This is a genomic window from Pseudomonas sp. H3_E04 (assembly GCF_054668915.1).
The window spans coordinates 3,761,736-3,784,277 of record NZ_CP162797.1 but is presented as its reverse complement, the minus strand read 5'-3'; the positions used below and the strand labels follow the sequence as shown (position 1 = coordinate 3,784,277).

The 22,542-nt window shown below is 59.7% G+C and carries 18 protein-coding genes; 6 read left to right on the top strand and 12 right to left on the bottom strand.

Features of this window, described 5'->3' with window-relative positions:
* Positions 1 to 61: 61 nt before the first annotated feature.
* The 11 genes from AB4N53_RS17145 to AB4N53_RS17095 all read right to left on the bottom strand — a co-directional run bounded on the left by AB4N53_RS17145 (position 62) and on the right by AB4N53_RS17095 (position 14,156).
* Positions 62 to 1,285, bottom strand: a complete 1,224-nt coding sequence (locus tag AB4N53_RS17145) for a multifunctional CCA addition/repair protein (protein ID WP_460121868.1) — start codon at positions 1,283 to 1,285, stop codon at positions 62 to 64.
* Between the two features lie 63 nt (positions 1,286 to 1,348).
* Positions 1,349 to 2,911: a SpoVR family protein gene (locus tag AB4N53_RS17140; protein WP_016772889.1), complete on the bottom strand. Its 1,563-nt coding sequence runs from the start codon at positions 2,909 to 2,911 to the stop codon at positions 1,349 to 1,351.
* Entirely contained in the window at positions 2,908 to 4,179 is a 1,272-nt protein-coding gene (locus AB4N53_RS17135) for a YeaH/YhbH family protein (RefSeq protein ID WP_460121865.1), read from the bottom strand. The genes AB4N53_RS17140 and AB4N53_RS17135 overlap by 4 nt, the downstream gene beginning before the upstream one ends.
* 119 nt (positions 4,180 to 4,298) lie before the next feature.
* Positions 4,299 to 6,221, bottom strand: a complete 1,923-nt coding sequence (locus AB4N53_RS17130; protein WP_039757710.1) for a PrkA family serine protein kinase — start codon at positions 6,219 to 6,221, stop codon at positions 4,299 to 4,301.
* 296 nt (positions 6,222 to 6,517) lie between these two features.
* The gene (gene glpE, locus AB4N53_RS17125) at positions 6,518 to 6,847 is read right to left on the bottom strand and encodes a thiosulfate sulfurtransferase GlpE (protein WP_460121863.1); all 330 of its coding nucleotides are present in this window, start codon (positions 6,845 to 6,847) and stop codon (positions 6,518 to 6,520) included.
* 34 nt (positions 6,848 to 6,881) lie between these two features.
* Positions 6,882 to 7,763 (bottom strand): symmetrical bis(5'-nucleosyl)-tetraphosphatase, encoded by an 882-nt coding sequence (locus AB4N53_RS17120; RefSeq protein ID WP_460121861.1) that lies wholly within the window; start codon positions 7,761 to 7,763, stop codon positions 6,882 to 6,884.
* Positions 7,763 to 8,143 (bottom strand): Co2+/Mg2+ efflux protein ApaG, encoded by a 381-nt coding sequence (apaG, locus tag AB4N53_RS17115; protein WP_460121859.1) that lies wholly within the window; start codon positions 8,141 to 8,143, stop codon positions 7,763 to 7,765. The genes AB4N53_RS17120 and apaG overlap by 1 nt, the downstream gene beginning before the upstream one ends.
* 113 nt (positions 8,144 to 8,256) lie before the next feature.
* Positions 8,257 to 9,075, bottom strand: coding sequence for a 16S rRNA (adenine(1518)-N(6)/adenine(1519)-N(6))-dimethyltransferase RsmA (gene rsmA, locus AB4N53_RS17110; RefSeq protein WP_460121857.1), 819 nt, complete (start codon positions 9,073 to 9,075; stop codon positions 8,257 to 8,259).
* Positions 9,072 to 10,061, bottom strand: a complete 990-nt coding sequence (gene pdxA, locus AB4N53_RS17105; RefSeq protein WP_460121855.1) for a 4-hydroxythreonine-4-phosphate dehydrogenase PdxA — start codon at positions 10,059 to 10,061, stop codon at positions 9,072 to 9,074. Before pdxA ends, rsmA begins: the two co-directional genes overlap by 4 nt.
* Complete coding sequence (surA, locus tag AB4N53_RS17100) at positions 10,058 to 11,380, bottom strand: peptidylprolyl isomerase SurA (RefSeq protein ID WP_460121853.1); 1,323 nt, start codon at positions 11,378 to 11,380, stop codon at positions 10,058 to 10,060. The genes pdxA and surA overlap by 4 nt, the downstream gene beginning before the upstream one ends.
* Complete coding sequence (locus AB4N53_RS17095; protein ID WP_460121851.1) at positions 11,355 to 14,156, bottom strand: LPS-assembly protein LptD; 2,802 nt, start codon at positions 14,154 to 14,156, stop codon at positions 11,355 to 11,357. The genes surA and AB4N53_RS17095 overlap by 26 nt, the downstream gene beginning before the upstream one ends.
* Before the next feature lie 130 nt (positions 14,157 to 14,286).
* Here AB4N53_RS17095 and AB4N53_RS17090 point away from each other — a divergent pair, with 130 nt between their 5' ends.
* From AB4N53_RS17090 to AB4N53_RS17080, 3 genes are read left to right on the top strand one after another with little or no spacing between them, the layout of a single operon-like run.
* Complete coding sequence (locus AB4N53_RS17090) at positions 14,287 to 15,306, top strand: aminoglycoside phosphotransferase family protein (RefSeq protein ID WP_460121849.1); 1,020 nt, start codon at positions 14,287 to 14,289, stop codon at positions 15,304 to 15,306.
* Positions 15,303 to 15,974: an N-acetylmuramate alpha-1-phosphate uridylyltransferase MurU gene (gene murU / locus AB4N53_RS17085; RefSeq protein ID WP_460121847.1), complete on the top strand. Its 672-nt coding sequence runs from the start codon at positions 15,303 to 15,305 to the stop codon at positions 15,972 to 15,974. The genes AB4N53_RS17090 and murU overlap by 4 nt, the downstream gene beginning before the upstream one ends.
* Before the next feature lies 1 nt (position 15,975).
* The gene (locus AB4N53_RS17080; RefSeq protein ID WP_460121845.1) at positions 15,976 to 16,743 is read left to right on the top strand and encodes a TerB family tellurite resistance protein; all 768 of its coding nucleotides are present in this window, start codon (positions 15,976 to 15,978) and stop codon (positions 16,741 to 16,743) included.
* A 122-nt stretch (positions 16,744 to 16,865) separates the two neighbouring features.
* Here the strand turns inward: AB4N53_RS17080 and AB4N53_RS17075 are convergent, their stop codons facing one another.
* On the bottom strand, positions 16,866 to 17,852 hold the full coding sequence (locus AB4N53_RS17075) for an alpha/beta hydrolase family protein (protein WP_460121843.1): 987 nt from the start codon (positions 17,850 to 17,852) through the stop codon (positions 16,866 to 16,868).
* Between the two features lie 73 nt (positions 17,853 to 17,925).
* Between AB4N53_RS17075 and AB4N53_RS17070 the strand changes: the two genes are divergently transcribed.
* The 3 genes from AB4N53_RS17070 to AB4N53_RS17060 all read left to right on the top strand — a co-directional run bounded on the left by AB4N53_RS17070 (position 17,926) and on the right by AB4N53_RS17060 (position 22,515).
* A complete protein-coding gene (locus tag AB4N53_RS17070; protein ID WP_460121841.1) occupies positions 17,926 to 20,322 on the top strand; it encodes a PAS domain-containing sensor histidine kinase in 2,397 nt (798 codons plus the stop codon).
* Positions 20,323 to 20,406: 84 nt separating this feature from the next.
* The gene (locus AB4N53_RS17065) at positions 20,407 to 21,036 is read left to right on the top strand and encodes a response regulator (protein WP_460121839.1); all 630 of its coding nucleotides are present in this window, start codon (positions 20,407 to 20,409) and stop codon (positions 21,034 to 21,036) included.
* 354 nt (positions 21,037 to 21,390) lie between these two features.
* The gene (locus AB4N53_RS17060) at positions 21,391 to 22,515 is read left to right on the top strand and encodes an ABC transporter ATP-binding protein (protein WP_137214199.1); all 1,125 of its coding nucleotides are present in this window, start codon (positions 21,391 to 21,393) and stop codon (positions 22,513 to 22,515) included.
* Positions 22,516 to 22,542 lie beyond the last annotated feature (27 nt).

Sequence of the window (22,542 nt, the reverse complement as noted above, 5' to 3'; positions counted from 1 at the left end):
TACAGAGGAATTTGCGCTTCCCTGTAGGAGCTGCCGAAGGCTGCGATCTTTTGATCTTGCTTCAGGCGTTGTCTTTGTAAATCTTCAATGCTTTCAACCGTTCGCGCTTCAGCGCTTCGCCCAGTTCCGGCCCCTTGAATCCCTGCTCCAGCAATGGCTGCACCGCCACCGCTCGCGCAGCCTTCGCGGCTCCGCGCAAATAATCCGCCTGTGGGTAACTGCGCTGCTCCAGGCCTTTGCGGCCACGGGCGTCCATCTCGCACGAAGCGATAAATTCCTCGAAGCGCTGTGGCCGGCGATAAATATCGAAACTCTGCAGTAACTCCAGCAATGTCGAGGCTTTCAGCTCCAGCGCCCGGTGCCCATGGGTGTGATACTGCCCCACCAGTAATGCCAATTCCTGACAATCCTTCGACACCTTGAAACGTTCGTTGACCGCTTTGATCAGCTTGAGACCTGTGTGCTCATGGGCGATATGCCGAGGCCATTCTTCTTCTGGCGTCAGGCCTTTGCCCAAATCATGCAGCAGGCAGGCCCAGCGTACCGTCAGCGGTTGTTTGTGCAGAGCTGACTGCTCCAGCACGCTCAAGGTGTGCAGGCCCGTGTCGATTTCCGGATGATGGGTCTCCGGCTGCGGTACGCCGAACAAGGCGTCGACTTCTGGCATTAGCTCTTTGAGTGCGCCACAGTCGCGCAATACCTGGATGAACACCTGCGGGTGGTCTTCCATCAGTGCCCGGGAAATTTCCTTCCAGCTGCGTTCGGCAGTCAACGCCTGCAGTTCGCCGGACTCGCTGAGCTGACGCATCAGGTCCATGGTTTCGTCGGCGACCGTGAAGCCCAGTCCCGCATAACGCGCAGAAAAACGGGCAACGCGCAGCACTCGCAGCGGATCTTCGGCGAACGCCGGGGAAACATGGCGAAGGATTCTTGCTTCGAGGTCGCGTTGACCATGATACGGATCGGTCAGGTTGAGCTGATCGTCCTCGGCCATGGCATTGATCGTCAGGTCGCGGCGAATCAGGTCTTCTTCAAGCGTGACTTCCGGACTCGCGTAGAACGTGAAACCGCCGTAACCGCGACCGCTCTTGCGCTCGGTGCGGGCGAGGGCATATTCCTCGCCGGTTTTCGGGTGCAGAAACACCGGAAAATCCGCGCCGACCGGGCGAAACCCCTGGGCAAGCATTTCTTCAGTGGTAGCGCCCACCACGACCCGGTCGATGTCTGTGACCGGCAACCCTAACAGGCGATCACGTACCGCGCCGCCAACCTTGTAAACCTGCATAAAAAACCTCCGTCAGTCCGACAGGATAACCCTTGCGTCAGACTTTCGGAGGCCAGAACCGGATCAAAGATGAATCACGGCCAGATCGAGCCGGCCGTAATCGCCCTCGCTGTGTTCACTGCGTGGCGGCACGTGATGGGTTTTCATGATTTGGTCGCCCTGCAGGGTTTCCAGATGGATGTCGAAGCCCCACAGCCTATGCAAGTGCTTGAGCACTTCCTCGGTGGAGTCGCCCAACGGTTTGCGGTCGTGCTGCTGATGACGCAGCGTCAGGGAGCGGTCACCGCGCCGGTCGATGCTGTAGATCTGCACGTTGGGTTCACGATTGCCGAGGTTGTACTGCGCAGCCAGGGTTTCGCGGATGACTCGGTAGCCGCCCTCGTCATGAATGGCGGGCACCAGCAGGTCGTCCTTCTGGTCGTCATCGAGGATGCTGAACAGCTTGAGATCGCGGATTACCTTCGGCGAAAGGTACTGCAGAATGAAGCTCTCGTCCTTGAAACTGCTCATGGCAAACTTGATGGTCGACAGCCAGTCGGAGCCAGCGATGTCCGGGAACCAGCGCCGGTCCTCTTCGGTAGGCTCTTCACACATGCGCCGAATGTCGCGGTACATGGCGAAACCCAGCGCATAGGGGTTGATGCCGCTGTAGTACGGGCTGTCAAAGCCAGGCTGAAACACCACGCTGGTGTGCGAGGTGAGGAACTCCATCATGAAGCCGTCGGTGACCAGGCCTTCGTCATACAGGTCATTCATCAATGTGTAATGCCAGAACGTGGCCCAGCCTTCATTCATCACCTGGGTCTGGCGCTGCGGATAGAAATACTGGGCGATTTTGCGCACGATGCGCACGATCTCTCGCTGCCAGGGTTCCAGCAGCGGCGCATGCTTCTCAATGAAATAGAGTATGTTTTCCTGCGGTTCGGCCGGGAAGCGGGCGTTGTCCTTGTCGCTGTATTTGTCCGCTCCCTTGGGGATGGTGCGCCACAGGTCGTTGATCTGCTTCTGCATGTGCTCTTCACGATCCTTCTGGCGCCGGCGCTCTTCTTCAGCGGAAATCGGATACGGACGCTTGTAGCGATCGACGCCGTAGTTCATCAAGGCATGGCAGGAGTCGAGCAGGTCTTCCACGGCATCGATGCCGTGGCGTTCCTCGCACTGCATGATGTACTGCTTGGCGAACACCAGGTAATCGATGATCGAACTGGCATCCGTCCAGGTGCGGAACAGATAGTTGCCCTTGAAGAAGCTGTTGTGGCCATAGCAGGCATGAGCCACCACCAGCGCCTGCATGCAGATGGTGTTCTCTTCCATCAGATAGGCGATGCACGGATCCGAGTTGATCACGATCTCGTAGGCCAGGCCCATCTGTCCGCGGCTGTAGGATTTCTCGGTGCTGAGGAAGTGTTTGCCGTAGGACCAGTGGTGATAGCCCAGCGGCATGCCCACTGAGGCATAGGCGTCCATCATCTGCTCGGCGGTGATCACTTCGATCTGGTTAGGGTAGGTGTCCAGCGCATAGCGGGCCGCAATCCGGGCGATTTCGCGGTCATAGGTCTGGATCAGCTCGAATGTCCATTCGGAGCCGGTGGAAATCGGTTGGCGTTTCTGCTCTTTGGCGGTCATGTCACTAACCTGCGCTGGAAGAGTTCACGGAAGACCGGATAGATATCCCCGGCCGAGACCAGTTGTTGCTGGGCAAACGTGTCAGAGAAGGCTTCGGCGATGCGTTCGTACTCGTACCACAGGGCCTGATGTTCGCGCGGGGTGATCTCCACGTAAGTGTAGTACTGCACAAAGGGCATGATCTGATTGATCAGGATGTCGCGGCAGATCGGCGAGTCGTCGTTCCAGTTGTCGCCGTCGGATGCCTGTGCCGCGTAAATATTCCACTCGTTGCTCGGATAACGCTCGGCCATGATTTCCTGCATCAGCTTCAAGGCGCTGGAAACGATGGTGCCGCCGGTTTCTCTTGAATAGAAAAACTCCTCCTCATCCACCTCTCGGGCGCTGGTGTGGTGACGGATAAACACCACGTCGATCTTGTCGTAGTTACGCTTGAGGAACAGGTACAGCAAGATGAAAAAGCGCTTGGCGATGTCCTTGGTCGCCTGCGTCATCGAACCTGAAACGTCCATCAGACAGAACATCACCGCTTTCGAGCTGGGATTGGGTTGCTTGACCAGCAGGTTGTATTTCAAGTCGAACGTATCGAGGAACGGCACGCGATGGATACGCGCGCTGAGTTTCTCTATTTCAGCTTCGAGTTCCTGAATATCGCCGAAGTTGTCCGGTTCTTCGCGTTTGAGCCGCGCCAGTTCCTCCTTGGCCTCGCGCAGTTTCGCGCGGCTGCTGCCGGACAGGGCAATACGCCGCGCATGCGCTGAGCGCAGGGTGCGGATGATATTGATGCGTGAGGGGTTACCTTCGTTGCTGATCCCGGCGCGTACGGTTTTGAAAGTGTCGGTGCCGGTCAGGTTGCGTTTGACCAGATTCGGCAGTTCCAGTTCTTCGAACATGAATTCGAGAAACTCTTCCTGGGTGATCTGGAAGACGAACTCGTCCATGCCTTCACCGGAATTGCCAGCCTTGCCCGGACCGCGTCCGCCACCGCCTCCCGGTGGGCGGGCGATATGTTCACCAGCCGTGAACTCCTTGTTGCCTGGATGCACGACGGTCTGTTTGCCGCCGCGTCCATGATGAAGCACCGGCTCGTCGATATCACGACCGGGAATGCTGATCTGTTCCCCGTGCTCCATATCGGTAATGGAGCGCCGGCTGACTGCCTCTTCGACAGCCTTTTTGATGTGGTCACGGTAACGTCGCAGAAAACGCTGACGGTTCACCGTGCTCTTGTTCTTGCCATTGAGGCGTCGGTCGATCACATAGCTCATAAGGCCCCTCCGGGGAGCTTCAAGTTTTGAGCTGCAAGCTGCAAGTAGAAACGAACCCCTGTGTTTTCAGGCGCATACGCTTTTTTCTTGCAGCTTGTGGCTTATAGCTTGCAGCTGCCTCACTGCGACTTGCGGACCCGCAGGTACCATTCGGACAGAAGCCGTACCTGTTTATCGGTGTAGCCACGTTCAACCATTCGCGTAACGAAGTCGTTGTGTTTTTGCTGATCCTCCTTGCTCGCCTTGGCGTTGAAGCTGATGACGGGCAGCAGGTCCTCGGTGTTGGAGAACATTTTCTTCTCGATGACCACCCGCAGTTTTTCGTAGCTGAGCCAGGTCGGGTTCTTGCCGTTGTTGTTCGCCCGGGCGCGCAGGACGAAGTTGACGATTTCGTTGCGGAAATCCTTCGGATTGCTGATGCCGGCGGGTTTCTCGATTTTTTCCAGTTCTTCGTTCAGCGCCACGCGATTGAGGATCTCGCCGGTTTCCGGATCGCGATACTCCTGATCCTGAATCCAGAAATCCGCGTACAGCACGTAGCGATCGAAGATGTTCTGCCCGTACTCGCTGTAGGACTCGAGGTACGCGGTCTGGATTTCCTTGCCGATGAACTCGATGTAACGCGGAGCCAGATATTCCTTCAGATAGCGCAGATACCGCTCGCGGGTTTCGGCCTGGAACTGTTCCTGTTCGATCTGCTGTTCCAGCACATAGAGCAGGTGCACCGGGTTGGCGGCGATTTCGTGCGGGTCGAAGTTGAACACCTTGGAGAGAATCTTGAAGGCGAAGCGGGTCGACAGACCGTTCATGCCTTCGTCCACTCCGGCCGAGTCACGGTACTCCTGAATCGACTTGGCCTTCGGATCAGTGTCCTTGAGGTTCTCGCCGTCGTAGACGCGCATCTTCGAATAGATGTTGGAGTTTTCCGGCTCCTTGAGGCGCGACAGCACGGTGAATTGCGCAAGCATCTTCAACGTGTCCGGTGCGCAGTGCGCTTTGGACAGGGAGCTATTGAACAGCAATTTGTCGTAGATCTTCACTTCATCGCTGACGCGCAGGCAGTACGGCACTTTGACGATGTAGATCCGGTCGATGAACGCCTCGTTGTTCTTGTTGTTGCGGAAGGTGTGCCACTCCGATTCGTTGGAGTGAGCCAGCAGGATGCCGGTGAACGGAATCGCGCCAAGGCCTTCGGTACTGTTGTAGTTACCCTCCTGCGTAGCGGTCAGCAAAGGGTGCAGCACCTTGATCGGTGCCTTGAACATTTCGACGAACTCCATCAGGCCCTGGTTGGCCCGGCACAGCGCACCGGAGTAGCTATAGGCGTCGGCGTCGTTCTGCGGGAATTCTTCGAGCTTGCGAATATCGACCTTGCCGACCAGCGCCGAGATGTCCTGGTTGTTCTCGTCACCGGGTTCGGTCTTGGCCACGGCGATCTGATTGAGGATCGACGGGTACAGCTTGACCACGCGGAACTGGCTGATGTCGCCGCCGAATTCGGCCAGGCGCTTGGTCGCCCATGGCGACATGATGGTGTTCAGGTAGCGCCGTGGAATGCCGAAATCCTCCTCGAGGATCGCGCCATCTTCGGTGGCGTTGAACAGACCCAAAGGCGATTCGAAGACCGGCGAGCCCTTGATGGCATAAAAAGGCACTTTCTCCATCAACTGTTTCAGCTTCTCGGCCAGGGACGATTTACCGCCACCGACGGGGCCGAGCAGATAAAGAATCTGTTTCTTCTCTTCCAGGCCTTGGGCAGCGTGGCGGAAATACGAGACGATCTGGTCGATGCATTCTTCCATCCCGTGGAAGTCTTCAAAGGCCGGATAGCGGCGGATCACCTTGTTGGAAAAAATGCGCGACAGCCTCGAGTTGGTCGAAGTGTCGAGCAGTTCCGGTTCGCCGATGGCCATCAATAGACGCTCGGCGGCGGAAACGTAGGCGCTCCGGTCTTTCTTGCACAGCTCCAGGTACTCTTGCAGCGAGAGTTCTTCCTGGCGTGTGGACTCGAAGCGTTGTTGGAAGTGGCTAAAGATACTCATGACGTCACCTCGCTCGATACGTGGAGCCGACGCCGGATCACTCAGTCGATGCTGGCAGCAGTCGCTGTGGCAGCTGCTGTTTACCCCCCAGAATTCTTCCACGGTCGACAAACCGTGAAAGCTACTCCCGATGACCCGCGCGCCGGTGTACCGGCTCTCCCCTGTTTTGGATGGCCTGCGCTTAAGGATAGTTGGGAATTCGAGAGGTAAAGGCGAGATACGTAATTAGTTGTGGCAGACCGTTCGTCTGCCGCGCGCAGGCCCACGGCAGCCGGGGCCTGCGCCGCGCAAAAAAATTATTCGGCGGAGCCTTGCGCGGTTTCCGACGGATAAGTCGTACGCCACAGCTCAAAGCCGCCGTCCATACTGTAAACGTCGGAGAAGCCCTGGCTGACCAGATAGGCGGCTGCGCCCTGGCTGGAATTGCCGTGGTAGCAGACCACGACGGTCGGAGCATCAAGGTCGGCGCCTTGAATGAAAGCGTGCAGGGAGTGGTTATCAAGATGCTTGGAACCACTGATGTGCAGTGCGGCGAAGGTCGCTGGATCGCGTACGTCAACCACGACGGCGCCTTGTTCACGCAGGGTCTGGGCCTGTTCTGGCGGGATTCGTTTGAATTCGGTCATGACAAAGTTCCTGTTGCTCAACTGAAGGCGCAGTCTAACGCGAGGCGTTGACGGGCGAATCGTTAGGGGAGAGTGGTGCGACTGATGGCGCAAGCCCGCCGTATTCATCGCATTTGCATGACAGGCGTTCGCCGCTGTCGACGTTCATCAGCGTCAGGCTGCCGCCCCATACGCATCCGGTGTCAAGCGCCGAAATGCCTGGCTCGTGGATATTGCCTTCGAGCGCTGCCCAGTGGCCGAAAATGATGCGCAGGCCTTTGGTCTTGCGTTCCTTGTGCTGAAACCACGGCTTGTAGCCGGGCGGGGCGCTGTCGAGGCCTTCCTTGCTCTTGAGGTCAAGCTTGCCCTCGGCGGTACAGAAGCGCATGCGCGTGAAGTAATTGGTGATTACGCGCAGGCGGTCGATGCCTTTGAGGTCGCTGTCCCATTTCGCCGGCTCGTTGCCGTACATGCCGTCGAGGTAGGCCGGGAAAACGTTGTCGTCGCGCAGTGCAGTCTCGACTTCGACGGCGCATTTAAGGGCGCGGCGCAGCGACCATTGCGGTGGGATGCCAGCATGAACCATCGCAACATCGCGTGTTTCGTCGTAATGCATCAACTTTTGCTGACGCAGCCATTCCATCAGTTGCGGGCCATCGGGGGCCTCGATGATTTCGCGCAGTGTGTCGCTTTTCTTCAAGCGCTCGATCTTTTTTGCGGCGGCCAGCAGGTGCAGGTCGTGATTGCCCAGCACGCAGACCAGTGATTCCCGCATGCCATAGAGAAAGCGCAGGGTTTCCAACGACTGCGGGCCACGATTGACCAGGTCGCCGACCAGCCACAGCCGATCAAGCGACGGGTCGAACGCAACTTGCTTGAGCAGGCACTTGAGCGGCTCGAGGCAGCCTTGCAGGTCGCCGACGGCATACGTCGTCATCAGTGCAGGGCTCCGGGTACGGCGAGGCGAAACGGTTTGATCGTCGCGTCGAAACGTTTGCCGTCATCAGAAAGCATCTGATAGGTGCCCTGCATGGTGCCGACCTTGGTGGTCATTACCGTGCCGCTGGTATACGTGTGGCTTTCGCCGGCGGCGATCAGCGGCTTCTGGCCGACGACGCCTTCACCGCGTACTTCTTCGACATGGCCGTCACCATCGGTAATCACCCAGTGCCGGGAGAGAAGCTTGGCCGCCAGTTCGCCGTTGTTCTGCACGGTGATGGTGTAGGCGAAGGCGAAGCGATCGTGTTCGGGTTGCGATTGGTCTGGCAGATAGCGGGTGACGACGCTGACATCGACCTGATAACGGGAATCGGACATGCAAGAAGGCCTTAACGAAGCGGAACGCGGGGCGTAGCTGATGGGGAATCAGTCTAGGCAAGTATCGGGCAGTAAACCAGAGTGGTGTGCTGCCCGATAGCGTTCATCGCGGGTCAGTCGGCGGCGGGAGCTGCCGGGGCCTGTATCGCGAGCTGGTCGGCCAGGCGCACGAATGCAGCGAGATCCAATTGCTCGGGACGCAGGCTGCCATCGACGCCAGCGGCTTCGATCTCGGCATTGCTGAGCAATTGCTTGAGGGTATTGCGCAAGGTTTTGCGGCGCTGGTTGAAAGCTTCGCGGACAACGCGCTCCAGCAACTTGTGATCCTTGGCCGGGTGCGGCAGCACCGCGTGCGGCACCAGACGAACGATCGCCGAGTCGACTTTCGGCGGCGGATTGAAAGCGCCTGGGCCGACGTTGAACAGATGTTCCACGCGGCAGTGGTACTGAACCATGATCGACAAACGACCCCAGTCACCGCCCCCCGGGCCTGCGGCCAGACGCTCGACCACTTCTTTCTGCAGCATGAAGTGCATGTCGCGAATGATGCCGGCGTTGTTCAGCAGGTGAAAAATCAGCGGTGTCGAGATGTTGTACGGCAGGTTGCCAACCACCCGCAGGCTGTTCGGCGCGGCGTTGAGCGTATTGAAGTCGAATTTCAGTGCATCGCCCTGATGCAGGTTGAAATTGCTCATGCCGGCGAACTGCTGGTTGAGGATCGGGATTAGGTCCTTGTCCAGTTCCACCACGTCGAGTTGCGCACCGGAGCCGAGCAGGCCTTGGGTGAGGGCGCCTTGGCCTGGGCCGATTTCCAGCAGGCGATCATCAGGCCTGGCGTGGATTGAGCGCAGGATGCGGTCGATAACGCCGGCATCGTGCAGGAAGTTCTGGCCAAAGCGTTTACGCGCCTTGTGTTGGTATTGCTCGTTCATATACGGGTCTCGGCCATCTGGTAGGCGGTTTCCAGGGCGACTTGCAGGCTGCCGGTGTCGATCCTGCCGCTGCCGGCCAGGTCCAGCGCGGTGCCGTGGTCGACCGATGTGCGGATGATCGGCAGGCCTAGCGTCACGTTGACGGCAGCGCCGAAGCCTTTGTACTTGAGCACGGGCAAACCCTGGTCGTGGTACATCGCCAGCACTGCGTCGCAGTGCTCCAGATATTTTGGGGTAAACAGAGTGTCGGCAGGCAGCGGGCCTCGAAGGTCCATGCCCTCACTGCGCAGGCGCTCTAATGTCGGTTCGATAATGTCGATTTCTTCATGGCCCAGGTGTCCGCCTTCCCCTGCGTGCGGGTTGAGGCCGCAAACCAGAATGCGGGGCCGGGCGATGCCGAATTTTTCTTGCAGGTCGGCGTACAGAATTCGCGTGACACGCTCCAGCCGCTCCGGCGTGATTGCGTCGGCAATCTCGCGCAGGGGCAGGTGAGTGGTGACCAGCGCCACGCGCAAACCACGTGTAGCAAGCATCATCACCACTTGCGCGGTGTGCGTCAGATCAGCGAGGAACTCGGTGTGTCCGGAAAACGCGATGCCCGACTCGTTGATCACGCCTTTGTGCACCGGCGCGGTAATCATCCCGGCGAAATCGCCGTTCAGGCAGCCGTTGCCAGCGCGGGTCAAGGTCTCGAGAACGAACGCCGCGTTAGATTTGTCCAGTTGACCGGCAACAACCGGTGCGCTGAGCGGTGTGTCCCAGACATACAGGCTGCCGGCCGGCGCTGGAACATCTGGCCACTGCCCCGGCGCGACATCCAGCAGATTGACAGCCAGCCCCAGTTGCGCGGCCCGCTCAAGGAGCAGGTCGCGGCTGGTGATGGCAATCAGGGGATGTGGCTGGGCTTGCGAGGCGAGCAGCAGGCACAGGTCGGGACCAATGCCGGCTGGTTCGCCGGGTGTCAGCGCGAAACGCTGGGGTTTCACTGCGCTGCCTGGTCTGCACCAGGGAGTTTGATCTCTACGTACGCTTCGTCACGGATCTGCCGCAGCCAGGTTTGCAGCTCCTCGTCGTACTTGCGGTTGCGCAGGACGGTCATGGCTTGCTGCTCGCGGGCCTGTTCGGTGCTGTCGGTGGCGCGACGGCCGAGGACTTCCAGAACATGCCAGCCGTATTGGGTCTGGAATGGCTGGGACAGCTGACCTTGTGGGGTCTTGGCCATCACATTGCGGAATTCCGGCACCAGTACGTTCGGGTCGATCCAGTTCAGGTCGCCGCCGTTCAGCGCCGAACCCGGATCTTCGGAGTAGTTTTTCGCCAGGGTGGCGAAATCTTCCCCGGCGGTGATGCGCTCATACAGCGACTTCACCAGCGCCTCGGTCTTGGCTTCGTCGCGAATCGGGCTCGGTTTGACCAGAATGTGACGGACATGCACTTCGTCGCGCATCTGCGCTTCACCACCACGTTTGCCCAGCAGCTTCAGAATGATGAAGCCGCCCGGCGTACGCGCAGGCTGAGTGATGTCGCCGACGGCCATGCTGCTCAGCTCGCGGTCAAACGGTGGTGGCAATTGAGCGGCTTTACGCCAGCCCATGTCGCCGCCTTCCAGAGCGTTGTCGCTGCCGGATTTGGCCACGGCCATCTGACCAAAGTCGGCGCCTTGCTTGAGCTGCTGGTAAACCTCCATGGCCTGACGCGCAGCACTCTGAATGGCTTCAGAGTTGGCGCTTTCCGGGGTCGGAATCAGGATGTTGGCCAGGTGCAGTTCTTCGGACAGTTGCATCTTGCCCAGGTCGGAGGCGAGGAAGTTCTTCACTTCCTGCTCGGAAACCTGAATGCGTTCGGCTACACGACGCTGACGCACACGGCTGATGATCATTTCGCGCTTGATCTGGTCGCGAGCGTCGTCATAGTTCAGGCCATCGCGAGCCAGTGCTGCACGGAATTGGTCAACCGTCATGTTGTTGCGCTGAGCAATGGTGCCGACGGCCTGGTTCAGTTCTTCGTCAGTGATGCGGATGCCCGAGCGTTCGCCGATCTGCAGTTGCAGGTTTTCGACGATCAGACGCTCGAGCACTTGCTGGTCGAGCACATCCGGAGGCGGCAGGCCGCCACCGCGCTTGGCGATGGTCTGCTGAACTTCGTGAACGCGCTGGTCCAGTTGGCTCTGCATGACCACGTCGTTATCGACGATCGCCACCACTTTATCGATGGACTGTACGGCGGCGTTGGCCGCCGTACCCAGGAACAACGCGCCCAGCAGCACCGGGCGCAGACAATCAGAAAGCTTGGTCTTCACGTTCACGATAACCTTGAATGCCTTTGTCGAGGAAGCTCTCTACCTTGGCGCCAGTCAGGCCGCCGAGTCCCTTCAGAACAATTTGGAGGAAGACGCCATGGTCGCCTTTTTCGTTTTGCGGAGCTTCCTGGCTGAACTCGTCATAAGAAACCCAGTAACGGTTGATCAGGCGCAGTTTCCAGCAGCAGTTGTCGTATTCGAAACCGCCGAAAGCTTCCAGCGTGCGATTGCGGTTGTAGTCGTACTGCCAGCGGCTGATGGCGTTCCACTGCGGAACGATCGGCCAGATGACCGAGAAGTCATGCTGCTGGATCTTGTAGTAGTCCTTCACGTAGCCAGGTTGGCCCGGGGTGCCGTAGTCGCCACCGCCCACCGACCATTTACCGGTGTTCTGGTCATAACGAACCTGGTCATTACGGTAGCGATAACCAACGTTGATGACCTTGTTCGGGTTGTCTTCCGGCTGATAGTGGAACATCGCGCTGCCGGAGCGTGGGCTGCGGCTGTCCGGGTCCCAGTTGTAGTCGGCGGTGGTGCGCCAGTCGCGGTTCCAGCGATATTCGTATTCCAGCGCGTATGGCGACACGTCGGATTTAGCGTCGTCACGATCGTTGAACGCAATACCCGGCAATTGAACCTTGCGATCCTTGAAGTACAAAGCCTGGCCAACGCTGATGCGCTGACGCTCGAAACCGTTGTCTTCAATCCAGCGACTGGTAACGCCCAGCGACAGCTTGTTCTCGTCACCGACACGGTCGGCGCCGGAGAAGCGGTTGTCGCGGAACAGCGAGGCGTAGTTGAAGGTGTACTCACTGGTGTCGAAAACCGGAATGTCTTCCTGATCAACCTCAGGTACATAGAGGTAGAACAGGCGCGGTTCCAGGGTCTGACGGTAGTTCTTGCCGAAATACGAGGTGTTGCGGTCGAAGTACAGGCCACCATCGATGCTGGCGATCGGTACGCCACGGTTCTGGTTGCTGTCGAACTCGCCGTTGAGCTTTCTCTGTTCTGCGGTCATCGCATCGATCTGCGATTTACCGGTGTTGTCCAGATCCAGCTGATATTGCGTGTACTGGTACTTCAGCGACGGCTTGAGGAAACCATACGTCCAGTTCATCGGCAGGCTGACGCCCGGCTTCAGATTCAAACGGTCGCCGTTGGCGCGAGCCAGACCGGTGATGTTGTTGTCCAGGCGCGACTCGGTAGTGATGCCGTCTTCCTGTACAAACGTGCCGCTGCGCAGGTCGCGATCAAAACGGACCAACTCGGTCTCGTAATCGAAATTCAGGCCTTCCGGATGGTACGGCAGCTGACCATTGAAAGTGATCTGCGGCAGACGGCCATACGGTGTGATGTTCGAAACGGTCGCCAGTTGATACTGCTGAGCGTTGAGGCGTGCGGTGTAGCTGTCGCCACGATAAGTGACCGAGCCCTGCTGGTTGACGAAATCGTCGCTCTTGACGCCGATCTGGTCAGTTTGCAGGTCCTGGAAGTAATACGGATCGCTGATCTTGGTGTAGTCAACCTGGGTCAGCACGCGGGAGTCGAGACCGCCCTTGTGTTGCCAGTTGTACATGTAGCGAGTCTCGTTGTAGTCGGACTGACGCTTGCGATCATCGTTCTCGTCGTTGAGGTACGAGGCACCGAACTGACCTTCACTCGACTTGGTCAGGTAGCGGAACTCACCTTCCACCAGCATGCCGCGCTTGCTCATATAGCGCGGGTACAACGTGGCGTCGTAGTTCGGCGCCAGGTTGAAGTAGTACGGCGTGACCAGCATGAAGCCGGTGTCGCTGCCCGAACCGATGGTCGGCGGCAGGAAGCCTGACTGGCGACGATCGTCGATCGGGAAGTAGATGTAAGGCGTGTACAGGATCGGAATGTCTTTGACGCGCAACGTCACGTTGGTCGCGGTACCGAAACCGGTGGCCGGGTTCAAGGTGATGTTGTTGCCTTTGAGCTGCCACGCGTTGCTATTAGGTTCGCACGTGGTGTACGTGCCGTCCTTCAGGCGGATGATCGCGTTTTCGGCGCGCTTGGCATAAAGCGCATTACCGCGGATTCGCGATTTGTGCATCACGTATTCAGCGTTGTCGACCTTGGCTTCACCGGTGTCGAGCTGCACATCGGCGTGGTCGCCGACGATCAGCGCACCGTTATCGCGGATGCGTACGTTGCCGGCCAGTTCGCCACGGCTCTCGGCCTGGTACAGGTTGGCCTCGTCGGCTTCGACCTGCATGCTGCCCTGACGCATGACCACGTCACCGGCGAGGCTGGCGACCTGGGTGTCCTGCTCGTAACGCGACGCTTTGGCACCGATGAAGGTCGGCGCGTCACTTTTATTCGTCTTGTCATTCATGCCAGGACGAATCGGTTCGATATAGGAACCAGAGCAGTAAGGACCGGTCTCGGCCAGTTGGGCGGCAGTGAGCTTCTCGCGCGGAACCCAGTCGAGGTGACTGTAGTCTTCGCTACGGGATTTCAGGCCGCGGCCCTTGGCTTCGGTAACCAGCGCGGTTTTCGCGCCAGTGTCGGCCTCGGAACCCTTGTCGGCCACAGGCTCGCCGGCGGCGCTGACGGCACTGCCGTCATGCACCGGACGCGGCGGCAATGCCGCAGCGGGCGACTTGGGCGCACAGTCCCAGCCACCCGTAGCCGAGACGGAGCAGTCATACTGCTCGGCGGCAACAACGAATTGACTGGCCAGAGGTTGCATAGCCAGCAGACTGCCGGTTACCAACAACGGAAATTTTTTACGAAACGCGGGGGATTTCAATGCCATCTTATTAGTCCGGGCTTCCTGCGTGCCATCTGCCCGCGGTGTGGGCCGCACGCCTCTCGATGGTCTGAAAAAGATGCTGGATAATAAAGCATGACCCGCTTGACGGCTAGCGCCGTCGGAGACCCTTGCAATGCCTGACCAAGATGTACGCTTGCAACACCTGAAAGTTTGGCTCGATGAGCAGTTGGCAAAGCTGTTTGCCGAACAGGGCTGGGGCACCGTGCCCCCGGCCACGTTGACTGCGGCCAGCAGCGACGCGAGTTTCCGCCGCTACTTCCGCTGGGAGGGCGATGGTCGCAGCTTCGTCGTGATGGACGCGCCGCCACCCCAGGAAAACTGTAAACCGTTCGTGGATATCGCCTTTTTGCTGGCGAAATCCGGAATAAATGTGCCGAAAATTTATGCCGAAGACCTCGAGCGCGGTTTTCTTTTGCTCAATGACCTGGGCAACAAGACCTATCTTGATGTGATCGATGGTGAAAATGCCGACGCGTTATTCCACGATGCCCTGCAAGCGCTGTTGGCTTTTCAACAGTTGCCGATGGTGGCGCCGTTGCCCAGTTACGACATCGCCCTGTTGCGTCGTGAGCTGGCGTTGTTCCCCGAGTGGTACGTCAAGCATGAGCTGGGCGTCGAGTTCGATGCGGCCCAGCAGCAACAATGGCAGCACATCAGTGAGCTGCTGATCGACAGCGCGCTCGGGCAGCCAAAAGTGCTTGTGCACCGCGACTACATGCCGCGCAACCTGATGCTCAGCGAGCCCAACCCCGGCGTGCTGGATTTTCAGGATGCGGTGTACGGCCCGGTGACTTACGACGTTACCTGCCTGTTCAAGGACGCTTTCCTCAGTTGGCCTGAAGAACGCGTGCGCGGCTGGCTGGAAAGTTATTGGCAGCAGGCCTGCGCACTGAACATCCCGGTGCAGGCGGATTTCGAAGACTTCCTGCGCGCCAGCGACCTGATGGGCGTGCAGCGTCACCTGAAAGTCATCGGCATCTTCGCGCGCATCTGTCATCGCGACGGCAAGCCGCGTTATCTGGCGGACGTGCCGCGCTTCTTCTCTTATATAGAAGCAGTGATTGCCCGCCGCCCTGAACTGGCGGAACTGCAAGTGCTGTTCAGCAGCTTGCGTGCTGGAGCGACGGCATGAAGGCAATGATTCTGGCCGCAGGCAAAGGCGAGCGCATGCGCCCGCTGACCCTGACCACGCCGAAACCGCTGGTGCGTGCCGGCGGTGTACCGCTGATCGAGTATCACCTGCGCGCGCTCGCAGCCGCAGGTTTCAACGAAATTGTGATCAACCACGCCTGGCTCGGTCAACAGATCGAAGATTACCTGGGTGACGGTTCGCGTTTCGGCCTGAGCATCCAGTACTCGCCGGAAGGCGAGCCGCTGGAAACCGGTGGCGGGATTTTCCGTGCACTGCCGTTACTTGGTGATGATGCGTTTCTGGTGGTCAACGGCGACATCTGGACCGATTACGACTTCAGCGTGCTGCACCAGCCGATCAATGGCCTGGCGCATCTGGTGCTGGCGGACAATCCGGCGCATCACCCAAGGGGTGACTTCACCCTGATCGACGGCAAAGTGCAGGACGGTGAGCCTGATGCTCAGACGCTGACCTACAGCGGTATCGCCGTGCTGCATCCGCAATTGTTCGACGGGTGCAGCGATGGCGCTTTCAAACTCGCACCGCTGCTGCGCAATGCCATGGCTAACGGTGAGGTGTCGGGTGAGCGTCTGAAGGGGCATTGGGTGGATGTCGGTACCCACGAGCGTCTGGCCGAAGCCGAAGCCCTGATAGAAGCGAGTCGCTGAGATGCTGTGGCCAGGGACTCTGATTGGAGCCGGAGTGGGGTACGCGATTGCCAGCATTCCGGGGGCCATGCTTGGGGCGTTGTTGGGGCAGGCGCTGGATCGGCGTCTGCACTTGCAGAGCTGGGGACACTTGCGCGAGAAGCTTGGCGGCCGGCCAATGCTGCGCAACGACGAATTGTTATTCGTTTTGCTCGGACGTCTGGCCAAGAGCGACGGGCGCGTCACTGACGGGCATATCCAGCAGGCTCGCAATGAAATGCGCGCGCTGGAAATGAGCGAGCCGGCGACACGGCGAGCCATTGCTGCATTCAATCGCGGCAAGTCTGGTGGCGACAATCTGCGCGGCTATCTGCGTCGTTTGAGTTCGCAACCGCACGCGGCCGAAGGTGTGTTGCGCGCCTGCTGGCGCATGGTCTGGGCCGATGGTCGCGCGGGTGTCAGCGAGCGTGAGTTACTGGCGCAGTGGGGTAAATGGCTGGGCTGGACGCCGCATCAGGTCCAAGCGCTGGCCAGCGATTACGAACCCGGCAAGCGGCCGATCGTCAGTGCGGCGGTGAGCTATCAGGAGGCGATGAAATTGCTTGGGGTGTCGGCGAGCAGCGAGCCGGCGCAGATCAAGCGCGCTTACCGGCGATTGCTCAGTCGCCATCACCCGGACAAGATTGCCGGCAGCGGCGCGACGCCGGCCCAGGTGCGTGAGGCGACCGAACGTACGCGGGATTTGCATAACGCCTATACGTTGATTCGCGAGCGGCGGGATTTTCGCTAGGCGTTAGAGGGTTGTTGTTTGTGCGGGCCTCTTCGCGAGCAGGCTCGCTCCCACATTGAATTTTGCATAGATCCAATGTGGGTGCGAGCCTGCTCGCGAAGGGGGGCGGCTCGGTCTGAATATCAGTCCACAGCCTGTGGGTTCAACCAACCCCGCACCCGTCGAACCAATTGTTCCTGCTCGGCCTTTTTGTCTGGCAAGACCTTCAGCGCCACCTGGCTGAACGCCGAGGTCTTCAGGCGCTTGCTCGCCTGCATGCGTTCCAGCGCGGCGTTGCGATCCAGCGCCTTGTCCATGTAGAAAATATCCACAGTCGGCAGCTTCAGTGTCGGCGTCAGTTCGACGAGTGGCGGCAAGGCCTTGACCGGTGCTTGCGCATCGACCATCACCAGTTTCTCCACCTGCGGCGTTTGTCGCTCGCTGAGAAAACGCGCCGCCCAATAGGCGCCGGTGCCGTGACCGAGTACGACAATGCTGCGTGCGCTTTGCTGTTCGGCGTAGGCAATCGCCGCGTCAATCCTTGCGAAGATGCGATCGGCGTCGGCCTTGGCTTGTTCTTCGCTGGTCTCGGCCACCACCTGTTCAGCGACTTCCGCTTCACCGCCAGCGGCTTGTTCGATCGGCTGCGCGGTGGTGGCGTCCTTGCTTGTGGTTTCCGGGGCTTTCGGCGCAGCGGCCGGTTCGACTACGCGCGGAGCAATGGCGTCGCCTTGCAGATCCGGCAGGGTGATACTCAGGCTGCTCCACTCGACATCCGGCAGTTTGCGTCGCAATGGGCCGACTGCCTGCGGCCAGTCAGCGGTTTCGCCGGCACCGGGAACGATGATCACCGCGCCTTTGGGCTCGGCGCTGTTGGCCGGTTTCCACAGGGCGAGGAAAGTGTCGCTGCCAGCCTGCAGTTGTTGCTGCTCTTGCACTGGCAGTTTACGTTGCAGTGCGGCGGCCTCTTCCTGACTACGCTCAAGCAGTGGCTGGCGCTCGGCCGGTTTTTCTTCGGCGGGTTTATCCGTGGCGGCAGGTGCAGGATCGGCGGCTTCGACGGAAAACGCACAAGGCAGGATCAGCGACAGGCACAATGCTGGCAGTGCCAGGCGGTAGACAGAGGGCATCGGTTATTCCAGGCCAGAAAGTATCCCGGCAGCCTAATGGGTTGGTCAGAATTTGTCAGTGTATGAGACTTCAATGAAGCGATTTTGCTGCCTGTGGGTTATCGGCTGTTTGTGGTTTCCCTTGATGGGCTGGGCGGCGCCTGCGCCACCGGCCCATGTCGCACAACTGACGCCGAGCCAGCAGCAATGGCTGGCGCAGCACACTGAATTGCGCGTCGGCCTGGTCTTGCAGGCGCCCTACGCGACCTATGATCGGCGCTTGCAGCGATTGTCCGGGGCCAATGTCGAGTTGATGAAACTGCTGGCCAAAACCCTCGGCGTGGAACTGAGCTGGCGCAACTTCCAGGATCTCGGACAGTTGGAAAGCGCTTTGCGCGCAGGCGAGATCGACATAGCCCCGGGCTTGAGCCAGACACCCGGCGCGCTGCGCCTCTGGCAGTTTTCCGACCCGTACATGCGCGTGCCGCAACTGGTGGTCAGCGACCAGAAAAGCAGCGGCGCGGTCGAACTGGAAAAGCTCGACAGCCAGACCCGCGTCGCCGTGCGCATGCCGAGCAGCACCGCCGATTATCTGCGCAGCAACTATCCGCACTTGAATCTGCAAGGCGTGCCGCTGGAACGTCAGGCGTTGCAGCTACTGTTGAGTCAGCAAGCCTCCTACGCGGTGGTCGACGAAGCGCAGTTGGGGCGACTTTCGGTGGAGCCGGAGTTCGCCGAACTGGTAGTGGTTGGCGATATCGGCCTGCCGCAGCTGCTGCGCGTGGCCTCGCGGCGCGATTGGCCGGAACTGGCCGGCATCGTCCAGAGCGCCTTGCGCGCGATCCCGGCCAAGGATCTGGAACAACTGCACAACCAATGGCTGCAGCCGAAATATCCACGGCTGACCGAGTCGCCGGGGTTCTGGCAGAACCTCAGTCTGTTGTTCGCGGTGATGTTGCTCAGTTGCGCGGCGATCGTGTTCTGGCAGCGGCGCCAACAGCACAGTCTCGAACAACGCTTGCTCAGCGCCCGCGAGGACATTGCGTTGCGCGCGGCCAGTGAAGAAGCGCTGCGGCTGACACAGTTTTCTATCGATCAAAGTACCGTCGGCATTCTCTGGGTCAATTGGGACAGCCATGTGCGTTACGCCAACCGCGCGGCGGAAAACATGCTCGGTTATCCCTCGGGCGGGCTGATCGAGCGGCCGCTGATCGATTTTGAGCCCGGCCTGCACATGGATCGCTGGCTCAATCTGTGGAAGCGCGCACGGGCCAGTGAAGAAGGGCCGCTGAGCTTCGAAACCAGCTGCTTGCGCGCCGATGGCAGCGTGCTGCCGGCCGACGTGTCTTTGAGTTTTCTGCGTTTTCGCGACAGTGAATATCTGGTGGTCTACCTCACCGATGTCACCGACCGCCGCCGTGCGCTCGCCGCTTTGCAGGAAAGTGAGGCACGCCTGCAAGGCATCGCCGCCAACGTCCCGGGTCTGGTCTTTCGTCTGGAACGGGCGCCTGTCACCGGGCAGATCGACTTTGCCTACATCAGTGAGGGCAGCGAAAGTCTGGTCGGTTACGCGCCGGCAGCCATCGCCCATCGCGATATGGGCCTGCGCAGTCTTGTGCATCCCGACGACAGGGCCAGTTATCACCGCACCCAGGATCAGGCGCTGGACACCGACAGCGACTGGTCGTGGCAGGGCCGCATCGTCACGCGCGAGGGCGAACAGCGCTGGGCCGAGATCAAGGCGATCACCCGGCAACTGGAGGATGGCGCTTACGTCTGGGACGGCATTGTCTGGGATATCAGCGAAAGCAAACGCATCGAGCTGGAACTGGCGGCCTCGCGCGAGCAACTGCGCGAATTGTCGGCGCACCTGGAAAGCGTGCGCGAAGAAGAGAAAGCGCGCATTGCCCGCGAAGTTCATGATGAGTTGGGACAGATGCTCACCGTGCTGAAACTGGAGACATCGATGTGCGAACTGGCCTACGCGCAACTCGACCCGGGTCTGAACGAGCGGCTCAACAGTATGAAGCGCCTGATCGCGCAGTTGTTTCAGTTGGTCCGTGATGTCGCGACGGCGTTGCGTCCACCGATTCTCGATGCCGGGATTGCTTCGGCGATCGAGTGGCAGGCACGACGCTTCGAGGCACGCACGCAGATTCCGTGTCTGGTGCAGGTCCCCGACAACCTGCCGGCACTCAGCGATGCCAAGGCGGTGGGGCTGTTCCGGATTTTGCAGGAAGCGCTGACCAACGTGATGCGTCATGCTCAGGCGCATACGGTGGAATTGACGCTGGAGCTTGCGGGCGATGAATTGTGTCTGACGGTCAGCGATGATGGCGTAGGATTTGTCGCCGCCGAGGGTCGGCCGACCTCGTTTGGTCTGGTCGGCATGCGTGAGCGGGTGCTGATCATGGGCGGGCGGCTGGAGCTGGTGAGTGAGCCGGGGGAGGGCACCAGTCTGGTGGTGCGAGTGCCGGTGAGTGAGATCTGAGGATTTGTGTTGTGAGTGCTGACGCCTTCGCGAGCAGGCTCGCTCCCACAGGGATTGGTGTGTACCTGAAATCAGGAGAAGAACGTGATCCGTGTACTGGTAGCCGAAGACCACACCATCGTCCGCGAGGGCATCAAGCAATTGATTGGCCTGGCCAAGGATCTGCAAGTGGTGGGCGAGGCGAGCAATGGTGAGCAATTGCTCGAGACCCTGCGCAATGTGCCATGCGAAGTGGTGCTGCTCGACATCTCCATGCCCGGGGTCAATGGTCTTGAGGCGATCCCGCGAATCCGGGCGTTGAACAATCCACCGGCCATTCTGGTGCTATCGATGCACGACGAAGCGCAAATGGCCGCTCGCGCATTGAAGGTCGGCGCGGCCGGGTATGCGACCAAGGACAGCGATCCGGCGCTGCTGCTCACGGCGATCCGCAAAGTCGCGGCGGGCGGGCGCTACATTGACCCGGAACTGGCCGATCGCATGGTTTTCGAAGTCGGCCTGACCGATGCACGGCCGCTGCATTCGTTGCTGTCCGAGCGCGAGTTCTCGGTGTTCGAGCGCCTGGCCCAGGGCGCCAACGTCAACGACATCGCCCAGCAACTGGCCCTCAGCAGCAAGACCATCAGCACGCACAAAGCGCGGCTGATGCAGAAGCTCAACATCACCTCGCTGGCCGAGCTGGTCAAATACGCGATGGAGCACAAACTCCTCTAAAAATCACCGCGGTCAAAACTGTGGCAGCGGGCTTGCTCGCGAAAGCGGTGTACCAGTCGCCGAATGAGTTGAATGACCCACCGCATTCGCGAGCAAGCCCGCTCCCACAAGGGATGTGCTTTGAGGCTGGCATCTTGGGCATGTCCATTAGCGACACACGCTTTTTGCCCTTGCTTGCAGCTCGCCGCTAACCCCTCGCCACTGCCTTATCCGTTAGCGCCATCCTTGTAGGGCAATCCCTACCCCCAACCTTCCATTACGCTTAAGCGATTCTCTCCTGCGCCCCGATTTGCGTGGCTGGCGCCAGCCACTAGGCTTGATGAACAAGCAGTCATCAACAACAAAGGTGTGGGTATGAGCCAGGTCGATACAAGCGCAGGGACCAGTGATGTGCTGGTCAGCTTTCGTGGTGTGCAGAAGAGCTACGACGGCGAGAACCTGATCGTCAAAGACCTCAACCTGGACATTCGCAAAGGCGAATTCCTCACATTGCTCGGGCCGTCCGGTTCCGGCAAGACCACCAGCCTGATGATGCTCGCCGGCTTCGAAACCCCGACCGCTGGCGAGATTCTGCTGGCCGGGCGTTCGATCAACAACGTGCCGCCGCACAAGCGCGACATCGGCATGGTGTTCCAGAACTACGCGCTGTTCCCGCACATGACGGTCGCGGAGAACCTTGCGTTCCCGTTGACCGTGCGTGGCCTGAACAAAAGCGATGTCAGCGAGCGGGTGAAGAAAGTCCTCAGCATGGTCCAGCTCGATGCTTTCGCTTCGCGCTATCCGGCGCAGTTGTCCGGTGGTCAGCAGCAGCGTGTGGCACTGGCCCGCGCGCTGGTGTTCGAACCGCAACTGGTGCTGATGGACGAGCCGCTGGGCGCACTCGACAAGCAACTGCGTGAACACATGCAGATGGAGATCAAGCACCTGCACCAGCGCCTCGGCGTGACCGTGGTCTACGTGACCCACGATCAGGGTGAAGCGCTGACCATGTCCGATCGCGTTGCCGTGTTCCATCAAGGCGAGATCCAGCAGATTGCGCCGCCACGCACGCTCTACGAAGAGCCGAAAAACACCTTTGTCGCCAACTTCATCGGCGAGAACAACCGCCTCAACGGTCGCCTGCTCAGCCAGAGCGGCGAGCGCTGCGTGGTCGAGTTGGGCCGTGGCGAGAAGGTCGAGGCGCTGGCCGTCAACGTTGGCCAGACCGGCGAGCCGGTGACGCTGTCGATCCGTCCGGAGCGCGTCAGCCTCAACGGTTCGAGCGATCAATGCGTCAACCGTTTCTCAGGGAGGGTGGCGGAATTCATCTATCTGGGCGACCACGTCCGGGTGCGCCTGGAAGTCTGCGGCAAGACCGACTTCTTCGTGAAACAACCGATTGCCGAGCTCGATCCCGCGCTCGCTGTCGGCGACGTGGTTCCGCTTGGCTGGCAGGTCGAGCACGTTCGCGCGCTTGATCCACTTCTAGAGGCGCATTAAGCGCCCCGGCAATACCAACACCAACCC